The sequence below is a fragment of the Gordonia sp. G4 genome (genome assembly GCF_057770005.1).
In genome coordinates, this window is the sequence record NZ_CM173442.1 from 1,752,255 (window position 1) to 1,774,544 (window position 22,290).

At 68.9% G+C, this 22,290-nt stretch carries 22 protein-coding genes; 13 read left to right on the forward strand and 9 right to left on the reverse strand.

Annotated elements, in window-relative coordinates:
• The first annotated feature begins 65 nt into the window (after window positions 1-65).
• From sigK to AC3B5T_RS07745, 7 genes are all read left to right on the forward strand, one after another.
• Window positions 66-614, forward strand: a complete 549-nt coding sequence (gene sigK, locus AC3B5T_RS07715) for an ECF RNA polymerase sigma factor SigK (RefSeq protein ID WP_010844001.1) — start codon at window positions 66-68, stop codon at window positions 612-614.
• Between the two features lie 83 nt (window positions 615-697).
• Complete coding sequence (locus AC3B5T_RS07720) at window positions 698-1,594, forward strand: alpha/beta fold hydrolase (protein WP_010844000.1); 897 nt, start codon at window positions 698-700, stop codon at window positions 1,592-1,594.
• Between the two features lie 34 nt (window positions 1,595-1,628).
• Entirely contained in the window at window positions 1,629-2,120 is a 492-nt protein-coding gene (gene rraA / locus AC3B5T_RS07725; protein WP_010843999.1) for a ribonuclease E activity regulator RraA, read from the forward strand.
• A gap of 89 nt (window positions 2,121-2,209) precedes the next feature.
• Window positions 2,210-3,763, forward strand: a complete 1,554-nt coding sequence (locus AC3B5T_RS07730) for a succinic semialdehyde dehydrogenase (RefSeq protein WP_010843998.1) — start codon at window positions 2,210-2,212, stop codon at window positions 3,761-3,763.
• Between the two features lie 95 nt (window positions 3,764-3,858).
• On the forward strand, window positions 3,859-5,067 hold the full coding sequence (locus AC3B5T_RS07735; protein WP_051129838.1) for a PQQ-dependent sugar dehydrogenase: 1,209 nt from the start codon (window positions 3,859-3,861) through the stop codon (window positions 5,065-5,067).
• Window positions 5,068-5,070: 3 nt separating this feature from the next.
• Window positions 5,071-5,886, forward strand: a complete 816-nt coding sequence (locus AC3B5T_RS07740; RefSeq protein ID WP_010843996.1) for a cyclase family protein — start codon at window positions 5,071-5,073, stop codon at window positions 5,884-5,886.
• Between the two features lie 35 nt (window positions 5,887-5,921).
• Window positions 5,922-6,857 (forward strand): alpha/beta fold hydrolase, encoded by a 936-nt coding sequence (locus AC3B5T_RS07745; RefSeq protein ID WP_010843995.1) that lies wholly within the window; start codon window positions 5,922-5,924, stop codon window positions 6,855-6,857.
• Here the strand turns inward: AC3B5T_RS07745 and AC3B5T_RS07750 are convergent.
• Together AC3B5T_RS07750 and AC3B5T_RS07755 are read right to left on the reverse strand one after the other, a co-directional pair.
• On the reverse strand, window positions 6,837-7,529 hold the full coding sequence (locus tag AC3B5T_RS07750) for a hypothetical protein (protein WP_010843994.1): 693 nt from the start codon (window positions 7,527-7,529) through the stop codon (window positions 6,837-6,839). The two genes, AC3B5T_RS07745 and AC3B5T_RS07750, sit on opposite strands and share 21 nt — an antisense overlap.
• Before the next feature lie 147 nt (window positions 7,530-7,676).
• A complete protein-coding gene (locus AC3B5T_RS07755) occupies window positions 7,677-8,369 on the reverse strand; it encodes a DUF6474 family protein (RefSeq protein WP_010843993.1) in 693 nt (230 codons plus the stop codon).
• A gap of 227 nt (window positions 8,370-8,596) precedes the next feature.
• Here AC3B5T_RS07755 and AC3B5T_RS07760 point away from each other — a divergent pair, with 227 nt between their 5' ends.
• Complete coding sequence (locus AC3B5T_RS07760) at window positions 8,597-10,297, forward strand: TM0106 family RecB-like putative nuclease (RefSeq protein WP_035717964.1); 1,701 nt, start codon at window positions 8,597-8,599, stop codon at window positions 10,295-10,297.
• Between the two features lie 57 nt (window positions 10,298-10,354).
• Here AC3B5T_RS07760 and AC3B5T_RS07765 read toward each other — a convergent pair whose 3' ends face one another.
• Window positions 10,355-11,332 carry a hypothetical protein gene (locus AC3B5T_RS07765; RefSeq protein ID WP_010843991.1) on the reverse strand — a complete coding sequence of 326 codons (978 nt, stop codon included), beginning with the start codon at window positions 11,330-11,332 and terminating at the stop codon, window positions 10,355-10,357.
• A 291-nt stretch (window positions 11,333-11,623) separates the two neighbouring features.
• On the opposite strand from AC3B5T_RS07765, the gene AC3B5T_RS07770 reads away from it, so the two are divergent.
• The 3 genes from AC3B5T_RS07770 (at window position 11,624) to AC3B5T_RS07780 (ending at window position 14,103) form a co-directional block, all read left to right on the forward strand.
• The gene (locus tag AC3B5T_RS07770; protein WP_014924902.1) at window positions 11,624-12,199 is read left to right on the forward strand and encodes a helix-turn-helix transcriptional regulator; all 576 of its coding nucleotides are present in this window, start codon (window positions 11,624-11,626) and stop codon (window positions 12,197-12,199) included.
• Window positions 12,200-12,324: 125 nt separating this feature from the next.
• On the forward strand, window positions 12,325-12,837 hold the full coding sequence (locus AC3B5T_RS07775; RefSeq protein ID WP_035717958.1) for a hypothetical protein: 513 nt from the start codon (window positions 12,325-12,327) through the stop codon (window positions 12,835-12,837).
• An 87-nt stretch (window positions 12,838-12,924) separates the two neighbouring features.
• The gene (locus tag AC3B5T_RS07780; RefSeq protein ID WP_035717976.1) at window positions 12,925-14,103 is read left to right on the forward strand and encodes an MAB_1171c family putative transporter; all 1,179 of its coding nucleotides are present in this window, start codon (window positions 12,925-12,927) and stop codon (window positions 14,101-14,103) included.
• Window positions 14,104-14,139: 36 nt separating this feature from the next.
• On the opposite strand, the gene AC3B5T_RS07785 is transcribed toward AC3B5T_RS07780, so the two are convergent.
• The 3 genes from AC3B5T_RS07785 to AC3B5T_RS07795 all read right to left on the reverse strand — a co-directional run bounded on the left by AC3B5T_RS07785 (window position 14,140) and on the right by AC3B5T_RS07795 (window position 16,405).
• Window positions 14,140-14,901: an SDR family NAD(P)-dependent oxidoreductase gene (locus AC3B5T_RS07785; RefSeq protein ID WP_010843987.1), complete on the reverse strand. Its 762-nt coding sequence runs from the start codon at window positions 14,899-14,901 to the stop codon at window positions 14,140-14,142.
• A 77-nt stretch (window positions 14,902-14,978) separates the two neighbouring features.
• On the reverse strand, window positions 14,979-15,734 hold the full coding sequence (locus AC3B5T_RS07790) for a TMEM165/GDT1 family protein (RefSeq protein WP_156354348.1): 756 nt from the start codon (window positions 15,732-15,734) through the stop codon (window positions 14,979-14,981).
• Between the two features lie 149 nt (window positions 15,735-15,883).
• Entirely contained in the window at window positions 15,884-16,405 is a 522-nt protein-coding gene (locus AC3B5T_RS07795; protein ID WP_014924907.1) for a hypothetical protein, read from the reverse strand.
• Between the two features lie 215 nt (window positions 16,406-16,620).
• Between AC3B5T_RS07795 and AC3B5T_RS07800 the strand changes: the two genes are divergently transcribed.
• Entirely contained in the window at window positions 16,621-18,768 is a 2,148-nt protein-coding gene (locus AC3B5T_RS07800; RefSeq protein WP_010843984.1) for an ABC transporter ATP-binding protein, read from the forward strand.
• The gene (locus tag AC3B5T_RS07805; protein ID WP_010843983.1) at window positions 18,765-19,517 is read left to right on the forward strand and encodes an energy-coupling factor transporter transmembrane component T family protein; all 753 of its coding nucleotides are present in this window, start codon (window positions 18,765-18,767) and stop codon (window positions 19,515-19,517) included. The genes AC3B5T_RS07800 and AC3B5T_RS07805 overlap by 4 nt, the downstream gene beginning before the upstream one ends.
• A 111-nt stretch (window positions 19,518-19,628) precedes the next feature.
• Here AC3B5T_RS07805 and AC3B5T_RS07810 read toward each other — a convergent pair whose 3' ends face one another.
• The 3 genes from AC3B5T_RS07810 to AC3B5T_RS07820 form a co-directional block, all read right to left on the reverse strand.
• Complete coding sequence (locus tag AC3B5T_RS07810) at window positions 19,629-20,846, reverse strand: IS110 family RNA-guided transposase (RefSeq protein WP_035718379.1); 1,218 nt, start codon at window positions 20,844-20,846, stop codon at window positions 19,629-19,631.
• A gap of 436 nt (window positions 20,847-21,282) precedes the next feature.
• The gene (locus tag AC3B5T_RS07815) at window positions 21,283-21,912 is read right to left on the reverse strand and encodes a superoxide dismutase (protein ID WP_010843982.1); all 630 of its coding nucleotides are present in this window, start codon (window positions 21,910-21,912) and stop codon (window positions 21,283-21,285) included.
• 217 nt (window positions 21,913-22,129) lie between these two features.
• Window positions 22,130-22,282: a hypothetical protein gene (locus AC3B5T_RS07820; protein WP_197282835.1), complete on the reverse strand. Its 153-nt coding sequence runs from the start codon at window positions 22,280-22,282 to the stop codon at window positions 22,130-22,132.
• Window positions 22,283-22,290 lie beyond the last annotated feature (8 nt).

Sequence of the window (22,290 nt, forward strand, 5' to 3'; positions counted from 1 at the left end):
TGGCGCCGAGGGAGAGCGACGCAACCGCGAGAGCGGGCCACGGGGGCGGGGGTGAATCGCAGCTCTTGCGCGATCTTCTGGTGTCCGTCGCCGGAGGAGACCGCGCATCGTTCACGCGTCTCTATGATCTGACCAGTTCCCGGATCTACGGGCTCGCCGTCCGGGTGGTCCGTGACCGGCACTACGCCGAAGAGGTGGTCCAGGAGGCCTACCTGCAGTACTGGCAGCGGGCCGCCGACTACGAACCCGCTCGCGGGTCGGTCATCACCTGGATGATGACGATCGCGCACCGCCGCGCCGTCGACCGGGTCCGCTCCGAGAACATGCAGACCGAGCGGATGTCGGAGTACGGCGCTCGGAACGCGGAACCCGAAGGTGCGCAGAACATTCCGCTCGAAGAAGTCGTCCGGGCGGCAGAGGTGAGCGCGGTGCGCACCTGCCTCGGACACCTCACCGACCTGCAGCGCGGGAGCCTCGAGATGTCGTACTTCGGCGGGCTCACCTATCCCGAGGTGGCGGCGCGCACCGACACACCGCTCCCCACCACGAAGTCCCGGATCCGGGACGGGTTGCGCCGGCTGCGGATCTGCCTGGACTCACACGACGATCGCTGACCAGGCTCGTCGGTGGCGTCCGGTCGCATCGTCCGCCGACGCTGCCGGGTCCCTCCGGGCACACTGGACGAGTGCGCGAGAGGATGCCCGACGAGGGCCCGGACACACCCGGCACGTTCGTGACGGTCGGGGAGCATCGTCTCCACGTGCTCGACGAGGGTTCGGGGCCGCCTCTGCTCCTGATGGCGGCGCTCGGGAGCAACTGGTTCGACCTCGATCCGCTGGTCGCGCGGCTGTCCTCGTCGTGGCGGGTCCTTCGCTACGACCGCCCGGGCTACGGGCTGTCCGATCCCATCGGCCGGGGCCACCATCCCTCGCTGCTGGGCGAGGTGGAACGGATGGCCGCCGTCCTCGATGCGCGTGGCGTCGACGAACCGGTTGTGGTCGTGGGTCATTCGCTGGCGTCGCTGTACGTGGAGGCGTTCGCGCGGCGATATCCCGAACGGACGGCGGGTGTGGTCGTGCTCGACGGGTCGTTCGTGCTGCTCCCGTGGCGGCTCGTCCCGCTCTCGTTCCGGGTCGGCAACGCCCATCGGGTGGTTGGTGCGGCGCGTGCGGTGACGAGTCGCGTCGGTATCCGTCGCTGGCCGAGTTTCCAGGTGTGGAGCCGCGTGGTGCCGGCGCCCCCGGAGGGCCGCGGGGAGCAGCAGCGCCGGTGGAGCACCCACGTGTTCGGGCAGCCGCCGTATCTGCTCGCGCTCCTCGTCGAGAACGCCGCCTTCGGGTCGATGAACCAGACACTGCGGAGTCTGCGACGGTCCGCGCCGATGCCCGACGCCCCGGTGATCGTCGTCGTGGCGTCGTCGAGGCTTCCGGGGTGGCGCGAGTTGTGGGAATGGAAGCAACGGCGATACGCCGAGGTGCTCGGCGCGCGCGAGATCGCCGTTCTCCCGCGGGCGAGGCATTTCCTGGTCTCCGAGCGCCCGGATGACGTCGCCGAGATCATCCGTGGGGTCCGATCGATCCCTACCCGCGAGTAACCAGCTACTTGCGGTTACACCTAAACTGTTCGGCATGAGCGAGCTGACCTTCACCCCGACGGCCGACCTCGTCGACGAGATCGGTGCCGATGTCCGTAGCTGCGACACCCAGTTCACGCAGTACGGCGGCAACCGGGAATTCGTCGGACGGGTGTCGACGGTCAGATGCTTCCAGGACAACGCCCTGCTGAAGTCGGTTCTCGGTGAGTCCAACCCCGGCGGGGTGCTCGTCGTCGACGGCGACGCGTCGGTACACACCGCGCTGGTGGGCGACCTGATCGCCGAACTCGGCCGGTCCAACGGCTGGGTGGGGATCATCGTCAACGGCGCCATCCGCGACGCCAAGACCATCGGTGGGATGGAGATCGGGGTCAAGGCCCTGGGCACCAACCCGCGCAAATCGACCAAGACCGGCGCCGGTGAGCGCGACGTCCCGCTGAGCATCGGCGGTGAGACGTTCACCCCCGGCGACATCGTCTACTCCGACGACGACGGCATCGTGCTCGTCGCGCCGGAACCACAGTAGGCCGACACCGGGCAGAACCCCGATCGCCGGAAACGGCGATCGCCATCGAAGAGAACACCGGACACCCGACAGCGCTAGGGAGCACCGCCATGCCGAAGCCCACCGCAGACTATTTCGCCCGACTGGGTGCGCTCGTCGCCATCGACGACGCCGCGAGTCGTCCCACGCGCCCCGTCCTCGAGGCGTTCAGCGGGACGGAGATGGCGACCATTCCCGTCGCCACCGCCGAGGATCTCGAGGTGGCGGTCGCCCGTGCCCGCCAGGCACAGCAGGGGTGGGCGGCCCGCACGCCGGCCGACCGCGCCGCGATCATCGATCGGTTCTCCGAGCTGGTCCACCGCAACGCGGCGTCGCTGATGGACATCGCGCAGGCCGAGACCGGCAAGGCGCGCATCTACGCGCAAGAAGAGGTCATCGACGTCGCGATCACCGCGCGGCACTACGCGACGAACGGACCCAAGCTGCTCGCCGACCGCAAGGTCAAGGGCATGCTGCCGGGTGCGACCAGCGTCCGTGTGCGCTACCTGCCCAAGGGCGTGGTCGGCATCATCAGCCCGTGGAACTACCCGCTGACACTGGCCGTGTCCGATGCGGTGGCGGCGCTCATCGCCGGCAACGGCGTGGTCATCAAGCCGGACAGCCAGACCCCGTACTGCGCACTGGCCCTGGCCGAGTTGCTGTACGAGGCGGGCCTGCCGCGCGAGCTGTACGCCGTGGTGCCCGGCCCGGGCGGGGTTGTCGGACAGGCGATCATGGCCACCACCGACTATGTGATGTTCACCGGCTCCTCGGAGACCGGGGCGACCCTCGCCGAGCAGGCGGGGCGTCGGCTCATCGGTTTCTCGGCGGAGCTCGGCGGCAAGAACCCGATGGTCGTCACCGCGAGTGCGGACATCGCCAACGCCGTCCGGGGTGCGGCGCGCGCGTCGTTCTCCAACTCCGGGCAGCTGTGCATCTCGATCGAACGGATCTACGTCGACAAGAAGATCGCCGACGACTTCGCCGAGCGGTTCGCCGCCCATGTGTCGACGATGAAGCTGTCGGCCTCCTACGATTTCAGCGCCGACATGGGCTCGCTGGCCTCGGCCGCCCAGGTCGACACCGCCGAGGCGCACGTCGAGGATGCGGTCGCCAAGGGCGCGAAGGTGCTGGCCGGCGGGAAACGACGAGCCGACCTGGGCCCCTTCTTCTTCGAGCCGACGGTCCTCACCGACGTCACCGACGACATGGTGTGTTTCGGGAACGAGACCTTCGGACCCGTCGTCTCCGTCTACCCCGTCGACTCCACCGACGAGGCGATCAAACTCGCCAACGACACCGACTACGGCCTCAACGCGAGCGTCTTCGCCGGTAGCAGCGCTGAGGCGCAGGAGGTCGCCGAGCAACTCCGGGCCGGGACGGTGAACATCAACGAGGGCTATGCGGCGGCGTGGGCGTCGACGGCGGCCCCGATGGGTGGCATGGGCATCTCCGGGGTGGGACGCCGCCACGGCGACGAGGGCCTGCTGAAGTACACCGAGCCGCAGACCATCGCCGAACAGCGCTTCATCGGCATCGACCGCATGCCGGTGGTCCCGACGAACATCTACCGCGCCATCACCCCGGCCGCTGTCCGCGCGCTGAAGTACCTGCCCGGCCGTTAGCGCCCGGCGGCGCCTCCCGCCCCCCGAGTGAGCCGATTGTCCTGCCCGATCGGTGTGAGCGTGGTTACGGTAGCCCCGTGACCCGGAGCCCCCGCATGCGCAGAGACCCCGTGACCCGATCCCGCCGGACGCGTCTGGGGGTGCTGACCGCGGCAGTGTCGGCAGCCCTCGTCGGGACGCTGGTGTCCGCGCCCGCCGCCGATGCGGCACCGGCCCTCCAGGTGACGACCGTCGCCGACGGGCTGAGCATCCCGTGGGGCGTCGTGGTCGCTCCCGACGGGACCGTGTTGACCGGCGAGCGGTCGGGACGGTTCGTCGCGGTGCGCCCGGGAGGACAACGCGTGAACGTCCGCGCCGACCTGTCGCGCATCTTCGCCGAAGGCGAGTCGGGGCTGATGGGACTCGCCATCGATCCGCGTTTCGCACAGACCCGCCGCGTGTACTCCTGCCAGGCGGAGGCGACCGTGCCCGGTGCTCCGGGTGCGCCAGGGTCGTTGTCGAACATCCCGATCGAGTTCCCGCAGACCGGGCAGACCATCAAGGTCGTGTCCTGGCGGGTCGGCTCCGACTGGACCCAGATGGCCCGCGAACGCACGGTGCTGAGCGGGATTCCGGTCAACTCGTCGGGACGCCACGGCGGTTGCGGGCTGGCGGCGACCGCCGACGGTCTGTGGATCGGAACCGGCGACAACGCCACTCCGTGGATTCCGCAGTCTCGTACCTCGCTGGGCGGCAAGGTGTTGCACATCAGGCTCGACGGCACCCCGGCTCCGGGCAATCCGAACCCGCGGAGTCCGATCTACAGCCTCGGGCACCGCAACGTCCAGGGCGTTGCCGTCCAGCCCGGCACGGGCCGCGTGTACGCCATCGAGCAGGGGACGACCCGCGACGACGAGCTCAACCGCATCGTCGCCGGGGGCAACTACGGGTACAAACCCGATCGTCTGCCGGTGATCTACGACGAATCGGTGCCGATGACCGATCCGGTCCGGGTCCCGGGTGCGATCGGCCCGGTGTGGAGCTCGGGCGACACGACGATAGCCCTGCCGGGCATCGCCTTCCTGCCCGAGACCGGCTGGGGCGCGTACAGCGGCGGTCTCGTGCTCACGGCACTCAAGGGCAAGCGACTGGTGTTCATGAAGCTCTCCGACGACGGGCGACGCGTGGTCTCGGAGACCGAGGCCTTGAAGGACGCGCACGGCCGCCTGCGCGGGGTGGCCGTCGCGCCCGACGGCTCACTCGTCCTGACGACCAGCGACGGCGAAGGTTCGGATCGCATCCTGCGTGTGCGCTGGAACGGCTGAGGCATGTGCGACGACGCGATCGTCGAGCACGTACACGAGGAAGCGCGCCGGATGTCTCGTCGTACGGCACTGCGGGTGGCTGCCGGGGTGGCGACGGGGATCTCGGCCTCGGTGGCCGCGGGAGCCGGACTGGCAGCTCCCTCTCGCGGAGCGCCGGGTGACGCATCCGCCGGGCGGATCGTCGACCTCACCCACACACTCTCACCGACGTTCCCGGTGTGGCCGGGCAACCCGCCGATGGTCACCGTGCCGACATCCCGTGTGCGGGCGGGGAATTCGGGCTTCGCGACCAACTGGGTCTCGTTCGCCGAGCACACCGGCACCCATGTCGATGCGCCCGCCCACAAGATCGGGGGCGGGATCACCGTCGACCGCATCGATCCGGCCGACCTCGTAGCGCCTCTCGCGGTGATCAGTATCGAGTCCAGGGCACGCCGAGACCGGCGGGCCGAGTTGACCGAACGCGATGTCGAGGACTGGGAGTCGAGACACGGGCGGATTCCCCGCGGCGCGCTGGTCGCGCTGCACACCGGGTGGCAGCCGCGAACCGGTGGCGCGGACGCCGCTGGTTACTCATCCGCCGCGGTCGGCATGCTCGTGACCGAGCGGGGAGTGGTGGCCATCGGGACCGACACGCTCAGCGTCGACGTCCGCGGCGCCACCGGTGCCCACACCGCGATCCTCGGCAGCGGGCGGTACGCCGTCGAGGCGATGGCGAACCTGGAAGCGGTTCCGCCGCAGGGCTCGACCGTGATCGTCGGCGCCCCGAGGTTCGCCGGCGGAACCGGCGGTCCGGCGCGCGTACTCGCAATGGTGTGAACGGTCCACGTGTGAACGGATACGAAAGGTCATCGATGACGACACGCCTCACCCGGTTCGATCGCGGGCCCTTCACCTTCGATGTCACCGATGCGGGGCCGGCCGACGGTGAACCGATCGTACTGCTGCACGGGTTCCCCCAGCGGGCCTCGTGCTGGGAGCTGGTCGCGCCGACGTTGCACCACAACGGGTTCCGGACGCTGGCACCGGACCAGCGCGGCTATTCGCCCGGCGCCCGGCCCACACGGAGACGTGACTACGTCCAGGGGGAGCTCGCGGCCGACGTGGTCGCCCTGCTCGACGCCGCCGGCATCGGACGAGCTCACATCGTCGGCCATGACTGGGGTGCGATCGTCGGGTGGACGGTCGCGGCGAACCATCCCGACCGGGTCGCAACGCTCACCGCGTTGTCCGTGCCCCACCCCGGGGCGTTCCTGCGCGCCATGCCCCACGGCCAGATCTTCCGCTCCTGGTACATGGCCGCATTCCAGGTCCCGGTGCTGCCCGAGAAACTCCTCGGCGCGGCGATGCGGACGCAGCCGGATTTCGGTGAGCGGATGGGACTCCCGCAACCGTTCGCGTCGCGGGTCGCGACCGAGATCGGCGACTCCGGCGCACTGCCCGGCGCGCTGGGGTGGTACCGCGCGATGTTCCTGCCGGACAAGCGAAGCACGCCACGACCGGTGCGGGTCCCGACCACGTTCGTGTGGGGCGACGCCGACATCGCGATCGGCCCGGCCGCGGCCCGGTTGTGCTCGGGCTGGGTCGAGGCGAACTACGAGTTCATCGTGCTGCCCGGCGCCGACCACTGGTTACCGGAGGCCCACCCCGACGACGTCGCGGCGGCGATCCTCGCCCGCGTCACCGACCATCGGACGCGAACCGGCTCGGATGCAACGGATTCGACCCCGGCCCACGGTACGGACACCGCGTCACCGGCCGGCGGTCCGTCAGCGCAGGATTCGGCGTAACACGACGAAGACGATCAGGGCGACCGCGGCCGCCAGCCCCGCGAATGCGGGCGTCAGATTGGTGGTCGGGGGTTCGGTCGGGGAGCCCGAGCGCAACTGAGCGAAAGTCGCACGGGCGGCGTCGGATTCGGCGACCACGTCGACCGGCGGGTGTGCGGGCTCAGACGTCGGTGCGGGCGGCGTGGCGGCCGGAGCCGTGGAGGCCGGCTCCGGGGAGCGGGTCACCGGCAGACTCGACGATGACACCGGGGCCGACACCTGCGGCGCCTCGGGTTCGGGAGTCGGCGCCTGCGTTTCCGGCACGGGCGGGGCCGACTTCGGTGGTGCCTTCTTCGCCGGCGCCTTCTTGGCCGTCGACTTCTTCGCCGGTGCGACGCCGGCTGCCTTCTTCGCCGGGCTCTTCTTGGCCGGCGCCTTGGTCGGGGATGTCTTCTTCGCGGCCTTCTTCGGCGGGAGCTTGTCGCCGCCCGACTCCGCGGCCGCTGTCTCCGGCGTGGCTTTCTTCGCCGGCGTCTTCTCGGCCGCCTTCTTCGCTACCGGCTTCTCGGGTGAGGGTGCCGAGGCCGGCGCGTCGGCGTTCGGATCGCCAGGTGTGGCGATCGGGAACAGTGCCTGCTCGTCGCGGTTCGGGTCACCGCCGGACGGCGTGACATTCGGATCCGGCTCGGTCATACGGTGCTCCCTCGCAAGTGTCCGGCATGCGCTCGGCGACTGCTCCGCCGCGCGGCCCGTTCGGGCCCATCCTAGTGGGTCGGCACCCTCACCCGACGAGGGTCGTGGCCCCTGGGCGGTGCCTGCAGAGCCCGCAGGGGACTCGCGTCAGGAACGGACGCCGAGCCGGGCGAGGATGTCGGCGTCGACCGCTTCGAGCTCGTCGGCGATGGACTTGTGGGCGGTGCGGCGCTGACCGGCCGACATCGTCTCGGCGGTCTGCACCGCGATGTCGAGGTTGTCGAGGCGCTTGGTCATCGCCGCGACGAAGTCCTTGGCATCGGCACTGGTGTCCTGCGCGACGACCTTCTCCAGGGCAGTGCGGGTGGTGGCGATCCGTGCGGACAGGCTGGCGCCGTGACCGCTGAACTGGCGCAACACTTCCGGTGAGACCCCCGCGCGGTTGGCCTGCAGCGTCGAGAGCTGCTCACGTCCGGCGACTGCGGCCCGGTAGACGACCGGTGCGGCGATCGGTGCCACGAGCCGCGCGACGGTGAGGTAGCGCTTCACGCTGGCCGGGCTGAGCGCCTTCGCGTCGGCAGCTGCTTGCGCCTCGACGGCGAACTTCTTCGCCTCGGCCTTGCTCACCTTCGTCTGGGACTTGGCGAGCTGCTTGGCGGTCTTGCGCTCGGCCTTCATCTCCTTCTTGAAGTACTTGTGCTCGTTCTTGCGACGAGCCTTCTGCTCCTTGCGCCGCGACTTGGCATCGAACTTCGCCTCCAGCTTGGCTTTCGCCTTGAGAGCCTTGGCCTCTGCCTTGCGCTGCGCACGAGTCGTACCGTCGGAGGAGAACAATCCCATCGAATGCCCTTTCGCTGCTGCCGAGTAGACCGCAGTCGACCCCCGGCCCGCTCCCGTTCCGCTCCCGGCGCCGGTCGACCGGCTGGCTCGCCCGCCCACGGCGCCGCACTTCTGTGGCCCCGCTCGCTTCGCTCCCGGCGTCAGGTGCGCGTGATAACAAGTACAAGCATGACATGTGGTTGTATCCGACCACGTGTCTCCTCCGCTCGAGCCCAGAAAGGGATGGCGTGGCCCCTGTCGTGTTGTCGCCGCGCGACCTCGCTGGTTGCGAGCACCGAGTGGCTCTCGACTTCGCCCACAGCAGACGTCCTGCCGAGGAGCCCGACCCGCCGGGTGTGCAGCGTCGTAAGGAGGCCGCCGCCGATCACCGCGCCGCGGTCCGCGAACTGCTTCGCGGCGTGCACAGCGACCAGCCCGGCGTGTTCGTGGTCGTCGACCCCGACGCGAGCGCATCGGACCGCGTCGCGGCGACGCTTCGAGCCTGCGACGACGGTGCCGAGTGGATCTGGAACGCGACGCTCCCCGTCGACGAGGTGCACGGGCGGCGCGGCCACTCCGAGCTGCTGGTCCGGGTCGGCGAGGGATACGTCCCGGTCATCGTCGTCAACCACCGCGTCAGCCAGCCGGCGAAGTCGGCTCCGGACCCGGACGGACGTCCGGCCACCCTGGTGACCAGTCCGTTCTGGACGTGGGCGCCGAGTCCCGATCCCTATCGGACCGGCCGGCCGAATCGTCGGGACAACCTCCGGCTGGCACAGTTGACCGCCATGCTCGTCGAGCTCGGCAGGGCGTCGTCGACCGACTCGGCGGATCTGCGCGGCGGCGTGATCGGCGTGGACGCCGACTGCATCGTCGTCCTGGACACCGGAGCCATGCTCGAGGACTACTCGGCGATCCTCGAGCGCCGGCTCGCGGTCGCGGCGGGGGAGATCCCGACCGAGCCCCGCCGGATCAGCGAATGCCGCTCGTGTCCGTGGTGGGTTCGCTGCGGACCCGAGTTGGAGGAGAAGCGCGACGTCAGTCTCGTGGCGACCGGCAACCAGGGAGCGGTGCTGATCGACGCGGGGATCACGACGATCGATCAGCTCGCCGCGCAGCGCGGGGCACCGCCGGAGGGATGGCCGGGCGGAGTCCGGTTCGGGGACGCGATCATCAATGCGATCGCCTGGCTCACAGGCACCGAGCTCGTGCGTCGCGTCGACTCGCCCCGGGTCCACCGCGCGGATGTCGAGATCGACGTCGACATGGAGAGCTACGGCGAGCACGGCGCGTATCTGTGGGGAACACTGCTCACGGACACCACCGATGAGTCGGTGCCCGTCGAGTATCGCCCGTTCGTCACCTGGGATCCGCTGCCCACCCGCGACGAGGCACGGTCCTTCGCCGAGTTCTGGGGTTGGCTGATGGCGCAACGGGATGCTGCGCGAGACGCCGGCAAGACGTTCGCGGCCTACTGCTACTCCCAACAGGCGGAGAACCGGTGGCTTCTGGGGTCGGCCGACCGCTTCGCGGGTGAACCGGGCATCCCCGCTCGTGCCGAGGTCCAGGCCTTCATCGGATCGTCGGAATGGGTGGACATCTACGAGGCCGTCGGCGAGAACTTCATCTGTCCCCGCGGCAAAGGACTGAAACGGGTGGCGCCGGTGGCAGGATTCTCCTGGCGCGACGACGACGCGAGCGGGGAGGCGTCGATGGAGTGGTACCGGGCGGCCGTTGCGCTCGGCGGTGGACGTCCCGACGATGGCCAGCGTCAGCGCCTTCTCGAGTACAACGAAGACGATGTGCGCGCCACCAAGGTCCTGCGCGAGTGGATGTCCGACGGCGCGGCCGCGCAGGTGCCCCACGAGCGGGATCTACTCGAATGGTCACCCGTTGCGCCGGCTCCGGCCCGGGCTGCCGTCGACACCGGCGGACACCACCGGGGCTGAACCGAGAACGAACCGGCCGGGAACGAACCAGCAGGGAACGAACCAGCAGGGAACGACTCAGGGACGCATCGACCGTAACGAGTCGAGGAACGACCCGCTGCCGAACAGGGCGACGGCACCCAGCAGGAGCAGCGCGCCCGGCGCCACCCCGAGGACGAACTTCCGCACCGACGTCAACGTCGAACCATCCGAAGTACCGGTCGACGCCTGAGGTGGACCCGCCGGCGGTTCCTGCGCACCGGCGACCGTCTGCGAATCGTCGGTGTCGTCGGAAGAAGGGCGGTCGGCCCTCGACTCGCCCGCCGGACCCGAGGACGGAGGCGTTCCGGACGACCCCGCGGACCCGCCGCCGCTCGGTGGCGCAACCGACGGCACGTCGCCGCTCGCGGGCCCGGATTCCGCGGGTGCCCCTGCTGGATCGGACCCGCCTGCGTCGTCGTCGGAGGTCGGCGTGGCGGCCTCCGGCTCGCGGGTGCGGCTGACGGTGACGCCGCCCTCGCCGTCGCTCCCGGACGAGGTCTGCGGCTCGGTGCTCGTGGGCTCGGTGCTCGTCGGGTCCGGATCGTCGGTCGTCGTTGTTGTCGTCGTGTCGCTGGTCTCGGTCGTTTCGCTGGTCTCGCTGGTCTCGGTCGTCTCGGTGGTCTCCGTCGTCGGGTCCGATGTGCCGGTCGTCGGCGTCGGTCCGCACTCGCATCCCGAGGGGAACGACGGCAACGAGGGCTCGTCGGTGTCTTCGGGATCGGTGGTCTCGGGATCATCCGTGGTCGCCGAGCCGCCGGGTTCGTCGGTGTCGGTGGAGTCCTCGTCGTCGGTGGCGTCGACGTCGGTGTCCGCATCGGTGTCCGTGTCGGTGTCGGCATCCGTGTCGGCGGAACCGGCCGAGTCGGACCCGGACGCGCCGGGGTCCGACGGCGCGGGCGACGCGACACCGGGCGCCAGAGCGATGAAAGCGATCGCGGCGATGACGACCAAGAGGACGGCGAGGCCGCGTGGCCTGCTGCCGGCATTGGGGCCGGAAGGGAGACGGTGGGTCATGGCGTCAGGCGTACAGTCGATGGGGACAGAGAGCGCCGCCGACACTGCGGGGCAGACCGCCGCCCGCTCCGGGTCGGAGCCAGATGTTCACCCGCCGGATCCGTGTCTGCAACCCATGACCCCCAAGAATGTGAAGAACGCCACACTATCGATCGTTACACCATCTTCACAGGTGATACGCGCCGAGTGCGGCGGTCCGGTACTTTCTGATCGTACCGATCGTTGCAATGGCCGTGTACAGCGGGCTTTAATGCTTGCAAATTCAAATTTTGCATTTCGGAGAAGAGTGTCATGACTTCAGGAGGGGCGGAGAAGCCTATGGGCGACACCGGACGCACTGACACCGATCGTTCGAAGACCACGGACACGGATGCTCTCGACCCCGGGCTCTTCGCCCGGCGGCTCGAAGAGCTGTTCCGCACTGTTCCGGGGCCGAACGGCCGGGCGTACAGCGCGAAAGCGATCGCGGCACGATCGACCGAACGGGGATTCCGGCTGGGCGAGTCGTATCTGAGCCAGTTGCGATCGGGGAAGGCCAAGTCCCCGTCGTTCCGCACGGTCGAGGGCATCGCGGCCGCTTTCGGGGTCGACGTGCACTATTTCCTCGAGGATCGGGCGGCGCAGCGCACCCGCGACGAGATCGACCTGATGCGGTTGCAGGCCGACACGAACGTCCAACTGGCGGCATTCCGTCTGGCCGGGCTGTCGAGTGACTCGGTCACGGTGGTCAACGAGCTGATCAAGGTGCTGCGTGAGCAGCAGGGCCTGCCCAAGGACCCGCCGGACGTCATCGCGGCCGGCCTGAGTGACAGCAAGCCGTCGGCCGATTCGCGCCTGCGCGTCGTCGGGGACAACAGCGACGACTGACCGCGACCGAGGCGTTCGCGGAGCCTGATCAGTCCGGACCGAGGGGTGTCGGCCCGGACGGGCCCGAGAGGTCGATCGCCGTGGGTGGGTCGCGGCGCCGACGGCGCTCGTGCTTCGATGAGGCCATGCGTCGATCAGAGCGCGCATTGCGTGCATTGTGCCGCACCACGTTGAAGGGGCTGGATCTCGATCTGCCCCTCGACGTCACTCAACTGTGCGACCGATACGGCGAGCGTCGCGGCCGGCCGATCCGGCTGATCGCGCATCCCTTGCCCGCCGGTGTGCCCAACGGCATCTGGTTGGCTGCCTCCGACGCGGACTACTTCTTCCACCAGGCCGAGACGTCCCGGCTGCACCGCGACCAGATCGTCATCCACGAGTTCGGACATCTGGTCGCCGGCCACCAGGTCCTGGGGGAGGCCTCGGCCCAGGGCATCGCCGCTCTGAGCCAGGACGAGTCCTCGGCCGCGCTACGGCGCACGTGCTATTCCGACGACGCGGAGTGGGAAGCCGAGATGCTGGCGTCGTTGATCCTCGGCTGGGCCGAGGACGCCAGCACCGGCGTCGGGAGCACCGCCGCGCACGACGAACTGCGCGGCCTGCAGCGCCTGCTCGGCGGCCACCGGGGATGGTTGTGACATGCCGGCCGGTTGCGACCGCGGTGAGAATGTGAGTCCCTGTTGGGCGTGATCACTGTCGCGGGCGGGGGCCCGACGGTCCATCCGGTGTCGTGGGGCGTCCCTGCATCCGAGGTCCAGACGTCGTCGGTCGATCTGGCGTCGGGTGTGGACGTCGGGATCGGCGCGGTCAATGCGGTCGCCGCGGTCGTCTTCGCCTTCGCGTTCTGCTGGCGTCTCGATCAGATCCGGCGCGCCGGGTGGGGGCTGCAGCCGTTGGCGATGATGGTTGCCGTCGCGGCGCTGACCCTTGCGTTCGTCGTCGTCGACGACTCGGTTGCCGACGTGCTGAACGAGGTCGGGTTCGCCGGCCTGTCCAGGGTGGCGTTCTACGCACTCCTCGCGATCGGGGTCGCGGCGCTCGTGGTGGTGTTCTTCTTCCCCGGACAGGTCACGCGCGAACGTCGGGCCGGGTGGGAGGCGTTGCCGCTCGTGATGGCCCTCGTCGGTCTGCAGGTGACCATGCTGGTCATCCCGGTGGAGATCCGCACCGCGACGATCGACGAATGGACCGTTCAGAACTGGGGTTTCGCGCTCTTCATGCTGATCGCCAGCGGCTACCTGACCTACGGTTTCATCGCGTGCGTCAACAGTGTCCGCAAGTTCTACGTCACGGCGGACGGCTATCTCCGTGTGTCTCTTGGTCTTTTGATGACCGGCCTGACGTGTCTTGCGATCGGCGCCGTGTGCCAGGTCGTGTTCGTGGTCGTGTCCGCGACGAATGTCGTTCGGTCCCCGTGGCTTCTGACGACGAACCGGGTCGTCGCCGTCGTCGGTGTCGTCGCGTTCCTGATGGGGATCAGCTACCCGATGGTCTACGCGCGGATACAGACGGTCGCCGCCAACCGGCGCCGTCGACGGCTCGACACCGAACTGCTGCCCCTGTGGCGACTGGTGACCGACGCGGTCCCGGAAGTGGTGCTACCCGACGCCGGGCGACTGGCGCCGACCACACGTCTGCATCGGCGCGTCGTCGAGACCCGGGACGCGTTGACCCAGTTGAGTCCTCGGATTCCGGCGGTGTTCTCCTATGCCGAACCGGAGGTGCAGGCGCGGCTGTTGCGCGCTGCCGTCGCCGAGCACGATCCGCGGGACGGCACCGGCGGCGCCGTCCGAGACCTGGCCCCGGCAGAGGGCGACGGACTCGAGGCCGACGCCGCTCCACTGGTCAGGCTGGCCCGCGCAGTGGTGGCGCAGCGGGATGTCGAGGAACCGGCCGACCGGTGATCGGCCGGCCGGCTCCTGCGCGACGGGGTCGCCAGGTCACCTCGGGGCCATGCGGATGGCACCGTCCATGCGGATGGTCTCGCCGTTGAGGTAGTTGTGCGTGACGATGAACTCGGCGAGCTGTGCGTACTCGTCGGGCTCCCCGAGACGCTGCGGGAATGGGATGGCCTCGGCCAGGGTCTTCTGGAACTCGGGGGTCACGCCCGCCAGCATGGGGGTGCTGATGGTCCCGGGGGCGATGGTGCAGACGCGCACACCGATGCGCGCGAGGTCGCGTGCTGCCGAGATGGTCATCGCATGCACGCCGCCCTTCGACGCCGCGTAGGCGATCTGGCCGATCTGACCCTCGAACGCCGCCACCGATGCGGTGTTGATGATGACGCCGCGCTGGCCGTCGCCATCGATGGTGGATTCCTCCTGCATGCGGTTGGCGGCCAGCCGCATGACGTTGAAGGTGCCGATCAGGTTGATGTCGATGACCTTGCGGAAGAGGCCGAGTTCGTGGGGGCCGTTCTTGCCGAGAATCCGTGCGGCCCAGCCGACGCCCGCACAGTTCACCGCGACGCGCAACGGCGCCCCGGATTCGGCGATGGTGTCGATCGCGGCCTGGACCTGAGCCTCGTCGGTGACGTCGGCGGCGATCAGCGTGACACCGTCGGTGGGCGCGGCCTTGTCGATAGAGGCCTGCAGGTCGAGACCGAAGACCTGGGCGCCGGCTGCGGCGAAACGCCGTGCGGTGGCGGCGCCGAGGCCCGAAGCCCCGCCGGTGACCAGTACGGAAGCGCCTGAAACGTCCATTTGTGAGTGATCCTTTCGCGGTACCCGACCCGTTCTCCTGCCGGCCGCGTCACCGTCGTCGGCGACGCCGCTCCGGCTCATGCTGCAGTTTCACGATAGTCAGGTGTCGTGAAGGACCCTCGATCAGCCCTCGGTTCTACCGAACGAGCGCTCGGGCGCGTTCCTGGACGCGGAGGCGGTTCTCGCGGCGGATCAACACCACGCCCCACTCCGGTGATGACCACGACAGCGCTGAGGGTGCCGGCGATCACGGGTACCGACGCACCGATCAGCCCGTCCGCGATCAGCCATGTCGCGAAGGCGAAGAACAGTACGGCCGCTCCGATGGCGATGACGCGCTCGGGGAGGTGGCGACCCAGCAGGACGCCCACCCCGATGGCGAGGGCGTCGGCGGCGACCATGCCGAGCGTGGACCCGATCCAGACCCCCAGCCAGTCGTTGTCGGTGGCGAGTGTGATGGTCGCGAGCATGGTCTTGTCGCCGAGTTCGGCGAGGAAGAACGCCGACATGACCGCGAAGAACACCGAGGCGCCGACGCGGGTCGCCCGGTTGGACTCCTCGTCGTCGAGCCGGTCGCCCCGCAGGGTCCACAGGCCGAAGATCAGCATGGCGAGTCCGGCGAGGATCGTCAGGAGTGCGGTGGGGATGGACAGTCCGAGGAAATGGCCGAAGAAGACCGAGACCGCGTGCACCGCGGTGGTGGCCACGGTGATCGCGAGGAGGACGACCCACCAGCGGTAGCGCAGGGCATAGGTCATCGCCATCAGCTGTGACTTGTCCCCGAGTTCGGCGACGAAGATCACGCCGAAGCTCAGGAGCAGGGCAGCAATCACGGACGCCAGGTTAGTCAGCCCGAACTCGCCGGTGCAACTCGTCGAATGCCCGTATTTCCGCAGGTAGGGGCATCAAAATCAAATGTTCGGGTGCCCGTGATCGAACGCTCTGGCGGCCCGTCGAAACGCCTTCGGGGAGCCTCGGCGCCCTACGCTGCGAGAAGCATCGCGAGCACCGCGGTGTCGGGGTCGGCGTTGGGGTCGATCCCCACCTGATTGCGGAGGTTCACCACGGTCCCGTCGGCTTCCGCCTCGGCCCAGCCCGCCCGGTGCTCGAGCCCGAGTTCGGGGAGACCGGGCAGCAGCACGCACCCGGAGGCGACCTGTGAGCACTCGGGCAGCGACGGGCGCGTCTGCGATGGCGGATGCAGCATGACCAGAGCCGGCGGATTGTTCAGGAACCGGCCCGCCTCGACGAAGCTGTCGTCGACGACGTTGCCGATCGCGACCATCATGCCGACGGCGTCCGCCTCACCCTGTTCGGGACGCTGCTCGACCACGCCGAAGATCGTCGTCGTCGACAGGAAACCCGGCCGGCAGGCGATGCGGACCGAGGCCACGAGTGTCTGCGTCCACTCGAGCGTCGACTCCGGCCAGCGGCCGGAGATGAGAATCCCGTTCAGGGTGCCCTCCTGCTGGAACGGGGTGAGACCGATCGGAATCGACTGCATCATGTCCTCCTCCGGCCCGGGCGAGACCTCGCCGATGATCCACGGACTGGGGACCGATGGCCGACCCGGGTGAAAAGACCATCCGCCCGCAGCGAGACGCCGACAACTCGAATCACCGTGTTGTGATGGATCTTTAACATGCGAACGACCGACAGCCCCGGCTCGGGGGCGCTGTCCCCGCCGGTCGGGACGACGACACCAGGCACACTGGACCGGTGAAGAACTCGCCCCCGCTGCGTCCGATGGAGTTCGCGTCCGTCGCGATCTTCGGCGGACTGACCGTCGCGGCGGTTGTCATCGCGTCGGTCATCCCGCTGGCCCAGGCGGCCGGACTGCTCGCCCCGGTGCCGCTCGCACTCATCGCGGCGCGCACCCGGCCGCGGGCCCTCGTCACCGCCACCGTGGCCACCACCGCGGTCGCGTTCGCGATGGCGGGGACCGGCGCGATGGCGACCGTCCTGGGTTCCGCGCTGGTCGGAGGGCTCGTCGGAGACATCAAGCGCCGGGGCCGGGGTATCGGCGTCCTGGGTGTCGCGACACTCGTGGCGTCGCCGTTGCTCGGCGGGATCTCCGTGCTGATCCTGCTCGTGCTGGTGCCCCTGCGCGAGTTGACGATCGAGGCCATGACCAACTCCATCCACGGTGTCGCGAAGTGGCTGCACGGATGGGGACCGACCGGGGGCGTCGCCGACGGGCTCGACACCATGAGCCGGAGCATCGCCGACCACTGGTGGGTGTGGGTCTGGGTGTCGGGGACCGTGGGCACCGCGATCTCGCTCGTCGTCGCGTGGTGGATTCTCGGTTCCGTCATCGGGCGGTTGCGAGATGTGCCGAGTGAGGACACTCTCGACGCCGTCCCGTCGGGGTCTGCTCCGGCCGCGTCCGCCGGTGCGCCCCACGATTCGGGCATCGCGCCGCTCCCCGTGGTCTTCGACCACGTCGGATTCGCGTACTCGCCCGAGGCCCGCCCGGTGCTGCACGGTATCGACCTGCGGATCGATCCCGGTGAGTTCGTCGCCGTCGTCGGCGCCAATGGGTCCGGGAAGTCGACGCTGGCCAAGATCATCGCCGGCCGGCCCGCGACGACGGGTACGGTCCACCGGCCGGGCCTGCCGGGTCTGGGTGCGCAGGGCGGGACCGCTCTCGTCCTGCAGCGTCCCGAGATCCAGATGCTGGGTTCTCGCGTCGCCGACGACGTCGTGTGGGGTCTGCCGCCCGGCGTCGACGTCGATGTCGAGGCGCTGCTCGCCGAGGTCGGACTCGCCGGCCTCGGTGACCGGGAGACCACAGACCTGTCCGGCGGCCAGCAGCAGCGGCTGGCGATCGCCGGCGCGCTCGCGCGGGACCCGCAACTCCTCATCGCCGACGAGGTGACCTCGATGGTCGACCCGGAGGGTCGCGGACAACTGCTGGCGTTGCTCGCCGGTCTGCCGGCGCGCCGTGGGATCGCCGTCGTCCTGGTCACCCATCGCGGCAGCGAGGCCGCGGCGGCCGATCGGGTGATCCATCTGGACTCCGGGCGCCTGGTGCCGCACGCGCCGGACTGGATGCCGAGTCCCGACGCCGACCTGGCTGCGCCGGCGCAGGCGATGCGCCCGTCGCTGCCGCCCGCGCCGACCTCGCGGATCGGTGGGCCGCTACTCGTTCTCGACCAGGTGGGGTACGCCCATCTGCCGGGCTCGCCGTGGGAGGTCGTCGCGCTGCAGGACATCTCGCTGACCGTCTACCGCGGCGAGGGGTTGCTGATCGTCGGCGGCAACGGGTCGGGCAAGACGACCCTCGCGTGGATCATGGCCGGACTGCTCCCACCGGGGACCGGAACGTGCCGTCTGCTGGATACCCACGAAAAGATCAATCCCGGAACAGGTTTCGACGCAGGCACGCCGATGACCGAGCGTGTCGGCGCGGTCGGGCTAGGTTTCCAGCACGCACGGCTGCAGCTGCAGAAGGTCACCGTCGCCGACGAGATCATGGCGGCCGGCGGCGAGAAGGTGGGCACCGCCGAGGTCGCCCGCGTGCTCGAACTCGTGGGGCTGCCACGTCAGATGGCGATCACCAAGGTCGACGCGCTGTCGGGCGGGCAGATGCGACGTGTCGTGCTCGCGGGCCTCATCGCGCGTCACCCCGATCTCCTCGTCCTCGACGAGCCGCTGGCCGGTCTCGATCCGCCGGCCCGCGAGGAGATCGTCGCCCTGCTGGCCCGATTGCGGGCCGAGGGCATGACGATCGTGATCATCTCCCACGACTTCGAATCCCTGGAGTCGGTGTGTACGCGACGGGTCCGGCTCGTCGACGGCCGGCTGCTACCCGATTCGCAGCACATGATCGACCAGGCGACCGGCTGGGACGGAGGAATCCGATGACGATGCGTACCGTCCCCCTGCGGCAGGTGCCGGGCAACTCGTTCGTGCACCGGCTGTGGGCGGGGACCAAGCTCGTGATCGTGCTGATCCTCGGGATCATGACGTGGGTGCTGCCGTCGTGGCCGGCGCTCGGGATGGTTGCCGCGATGGTCGTGATCACCGCGCTCGTGGCGGGAATCCCGTTGGGCGCCATACCGCGTCCGCCGTGGTGGTTCTGGGGACTGATCGGGATCGGCGTCGCGTTCAATGTGTCGTTCGCCGGCATTCCCGGTGCCCTGGTGTTCCTGCGTGCGATCACGCTTGCCCTCGTCCTCGTCGCCAGTTCGATCCTCGTCATCTGGACCACCCCGATGGCAGACGTGGCGCCCGCCCTGGCGCGGCTGATGCGCCCGCTGCGGTGGCTCCGGCTGCCCGTCGACGAGTGGGCGGTGGCGATCGCGTTGTGCCTCAGGGGTCTTCCGCTGCTGATCGAGGAGTTGCGCATGTTGCGCGCCGCGCATCGGCTGCGTCCCACCACCAGGGGACGCAGCGATCATCCGTCGGCGGAGATGGGGATCATGGACCTGATCACGGCGGCGATGTCCTCGGCTCTCCGACGCAGCGCCGAGATGTCCGAGGCGATCACCGCCCGCGGCGGCACCGGCCGTCTGACCGCCCATCACGCCGGTCCCGGGCGCGCAGATGTGCTGGCGCTCAGCATCATCGTGCTGGCGTGCGCCGTGGCGATAGTGGTGACGCTCATCCTGTGATCGGTACCGGCCCCTCCGCTCCCTGATCCGACAGAATCACACACCCCCTGGTCCCTGAGGTGCGAGGAGCGCTAGCGACGAGCCACGAAGACATCCCAGGGGTGCTAGGTGTCAAGCGGCGAGGTTGGTGCGGTGGTTCCAGGCGGTGTGTTCGTTGTAGGGGGTGCGGTGTTTGAGGCAGCCGTGGAGGATGCCGATGAGTCGGTTGGCGACCGCACGCGATGCTTGGCTGTGGGACTTCTTCTGGTCTCGGAGGCTGTCGTAGTAGGCGCGGGCGCCGGGACTGCCGGTCAGGGCGCTTTGCGCCATCCGTAGGGCGGCGTCGTTGAGTCGGGTGTTGCGGATGTGGCGGGCCAACACGACGTGTCCTTTGCCCGAGGCGATGGTCCGTGGTGAGGTACCGGCGTAGTTTCTGCGAGACTTGGCGGTGGCATAGCGTTCGGGGTCATCCCCGAACTCGCCGAGCATCCGGGCGCCGGTGATGTCACCGACTCCGGGCATGGACAGGTAGATCGCGGCGTCCGGATGCGCTTTAAAAGACTGAGCCATAGTGGTTTCGAGTTGAGTGATCTGGGTGTTGAGAGCGGCCAGCATTTCCACGGTCGCGGTGACTGTCGCCGCATAGGCTGCGGTGAGTGTCTCCGGTGCGCTCAGGTGGCCGCCACCGCGTAGAGCCTGCTGGATGTCGCGGGCGCGTTGGTCGGTATTGCGTTGCCGGCCACCCTTTTTCAGGGCTGATCGGATTGCCGCGACCGTCAGTGCCGCCCCCTGTCGTGGGGTTGGAGCGCGTCGTAACACGCTCAGGCAGTCGGTGTGGGCGAGGTCGCCGCCGAAGGCATCGACCGCGGCCGGATAGTAGGCGCCGAGTTGGGAGCGCAACACATTCTGTTGTGCCGAGCGCGCCCACACCAGGTTCTGATGGGTGCGGGCCATCACCGTGATCGCCTCGGCAGCGACAGTATCGGCGGCGACGAGCCGATGGTTGTGCCGGTCGGTACGCACCAGATCAGCGAGGGTTTTGGCATCGGCCTTATCGGATTTGGTGCCCCCGACATGGTGGCGGTCACGGTAGCGCGACACCGACAACGGGTTGATCGCGAACACCAGATAGCCCGCACCGACCAGGGCGGTGACCCACATGCCGTGATCGGTTTCGATACCCACCGCCACCTCGGTGGGATCCTGGGCATACCGGGCGATCAGTTCATGCATTGTGGTGACACCTGCAGCGGTTTCGGGTAGGCGGCGGGTGGCCAGGATGGTGCCGTGCTCATCCATCACGCACACGTCGTGATGATCTGACGCCCAGTCGTTGCCCATAAAGATCATGACACTCGTTCACCTCGTCTTCAGTCGTCTCGACGATCTCGATGTGAACCTGCGGGAGTCACCCTGGACGCGGCCTAATGGATCAGTGCTCACCCACATGTTTCGGGGGCACGACATCCCAGAAGCGTTCTAGCGGGTGATCCTCGCCCGGCCGGGCCACGGTCTTCGTGTAGAAATCCGACCACCGTTTCAGGGCCTGGCAGTGGTCACCGACCGGGGAGGCTCACACGACCAGCATCCCCTCCAAGAGGAAGCCGATCCACCCCCATTAGGGTCTGGTGAGTTGCCTTGCGAGACCCTTCGTGACGCGCCCTCCGCAAGCTCCGGACGCTCCTCAGGGAGCAGGGCGGGCCAGTGGGTCTGCGGTGGTTCAGACGAACAACGGCGCCGGTCACCCGAAGGTGACCGGCGCCGTTGATGTTCGGCGAACCGGGGATCAGGCCGGGACGACCAGGCCGCTGCCCTGGCTCTTCGCCCGAGCGAGACGCTCGTTGGCGTCGGCCCAGTTCACGACGTTCCACCACGCCTTGACGTAGTCCGGCTTGACGTTCTGGTAGTCGAGGTAGAAGGCGTGCTCCCACATGTCGAGCATGACGACCGGGATGATGGCGGCGGGGATGTTGCCGCTCTGGTCGGTCAGCTGCAGGATGACGAGCTTGCCACCGATGGTGTCGTAGCCCAGGATCGCCCAGCCCGACCCCTGCAGGGTGGTGGCCGCGGCGGTGAAGTGGGCCTTGAACTTGTCGAAGCCACCGAACTGCTCGGTGAGGGCGGCCGCGAGGTCGCCGTCGGGCTCGCCGCCGCCGTTGGGCGACAGGTTCTTCCAGAAGATGGAGTGGTTGGTGTGACCGCCCAGGTGGAACGACAGCGTGGCGGACAGTCCGTAGACCTTGCCGGCGATGCTGTCGTCGTCGCGGGCCGCGGCCAGCTTCTCCAGGGTGTCGTTGGCGCCCTTGACGTAGGTGGCGTGGTGCTTGCTGTGGTGGAGCTCCATGATCCTGCCGGAGATGTGCGGTTCCAGTGCCGCGTAGTCGTAATCGAGATCCGGCAAGGTGTAATCAGCCACGATGTTCCTCTCTGAGGTGCTACTCGTTTTCCCTGTCCACGCATGGGTCCGACGACTCGGCCGGGCGCCACGCGGATGGTTCCACCCTTCCGCAGAGCATGGGTGATTGCAACAAGCGCGACCCAAGAAACATCAAGTGCGGTTGAGATTTCAACGCGAATCGGTGACGACGAGCGAAGGGAGCAGCGGCGTCTGGGCCGCGTCGAGTCTGCTGCGCTCAGATCAGGATGAGCAGAACGAAGACCGCTACGAGCGCGAGGATGGTCAGGGCGCTTGTGCGGCAACTCCTCGCCACGTCGTAGTTGGCGCGCGGAGCGGTACGCCCGACCCCTGGGGCGCGTCGGAGATCTCCGGTCGCGTGCGTCGCCATCGTCGCCT

Coding starts and splice junctions, on each gene's coding strand:
- AC3B5T_RS07720 (WP_010844000.1), top strand. CDS start 698: ATGCCCGACGAGGGCCCGGACACACCCGGCACGTTCGTGACGGTCGGG.
- rraA (WP_010843999.1), top strand. CDS start 1,629: ATGAGCGAGCTGACCTTCACCCCGACGGCCGACCTCGTCGACGAGATC.
- AC3B5T_RS07730 (WP_010843998.1), top strand. CDS start 2,210: ATGCCGAAGCCCACCGCAGACTATTTCGCCCGACTGGGTGCGCTCGTC.
- AC3B5T_RS07735 (WP_051129838.1), top strand. CDS start 3,859: ATGCGCAGAGACCCCGTGACCCGATCCCGCCGGACGCGTCTGGGGGTG.
- AC3B5T_RS07740 (WP_010843996.1), top strand. CDS start 5,071: ATGTGCGACGACGCGATCGTCGAGCACGTACACGAGGAAGCGCGCCGG.
- AC3B5T_RS07745 (WP_010843995.1), top strand. CDS start 5,922: ATGACGACACGCCTCACCCGGTTCGATCGCGGGCCCTTCACCTTCGAT.
- AC3B5T_RS07750 (WP_010843994.1), bottom strand. CDS start 7,529: ATGACCGAGCCGGATCCGAATGTCACGCCGTCCGGCGGTGACCCGAAC.
- AC3B5T_RS07755 (WP_010843993.1), bottom strand. CDS start 8,369: ATGGGATTGTTCTCCTCCGACGGTACGACTCGTGCGCAGCGCAAGGCA.
- AC3B5T_RS07765 (WP_010843991.1), bottom strand. CDS start 11,332: ATGACCCACCGTCTCCCTTCCGGCCCCAATGCCGGCAGCAGGCCACGC.
- AC3B5T_RS07770 (WP_014924902.1), top strand. CDS start 11,624: ATGACTTCAGGAGGGGCGGAGAAGCCTATGGGCGACACCGGACGCACT.
- AC3B5T_RS07775 (WP_035717958.1), top strand. CDS start 12,325: ATGCGTCGATCAGAGCGCGCATTGCGTGCATTGTGCCGCACCACGTTG.
- AC3B5T_RS07785 (WP_010843987.1), bottom strand. CDS start 14,901: ATGGACGTTTCAGGCGCTTCCGTACTGGTCACCGGCGGGGCTTCGGGC.
- AC3B5T_RS07795 (WP_014924907.1), bottom strand. CDS start 16,405: ATGCAGTCGATTCCGATCGGTCTCACCCCGTTCCAGCAGGAGGGCACC.
- AC3B5T_RS07805 (WP_010843983.1), top strand. CDS start 18,765: ATGACGATGCGTACCGTCCCCCTGCGGCAGGTGCCGGGCAACTCGTTC.
- AC3B5T_RS07810 (WP_035718379.1), bottom strand. CDS start 20,846: ATGATCTTTATGGGCAACGACTGGGCGTCAGATCATCACGACGTGTGC.
- AC3B5T_RS07820 (WP_197282835.1), bottom strand. CDS start 22,282: ATGGCGACGCACGCGACCGGAGATCTCCGACGCGCCCCAGGGGTCGGG.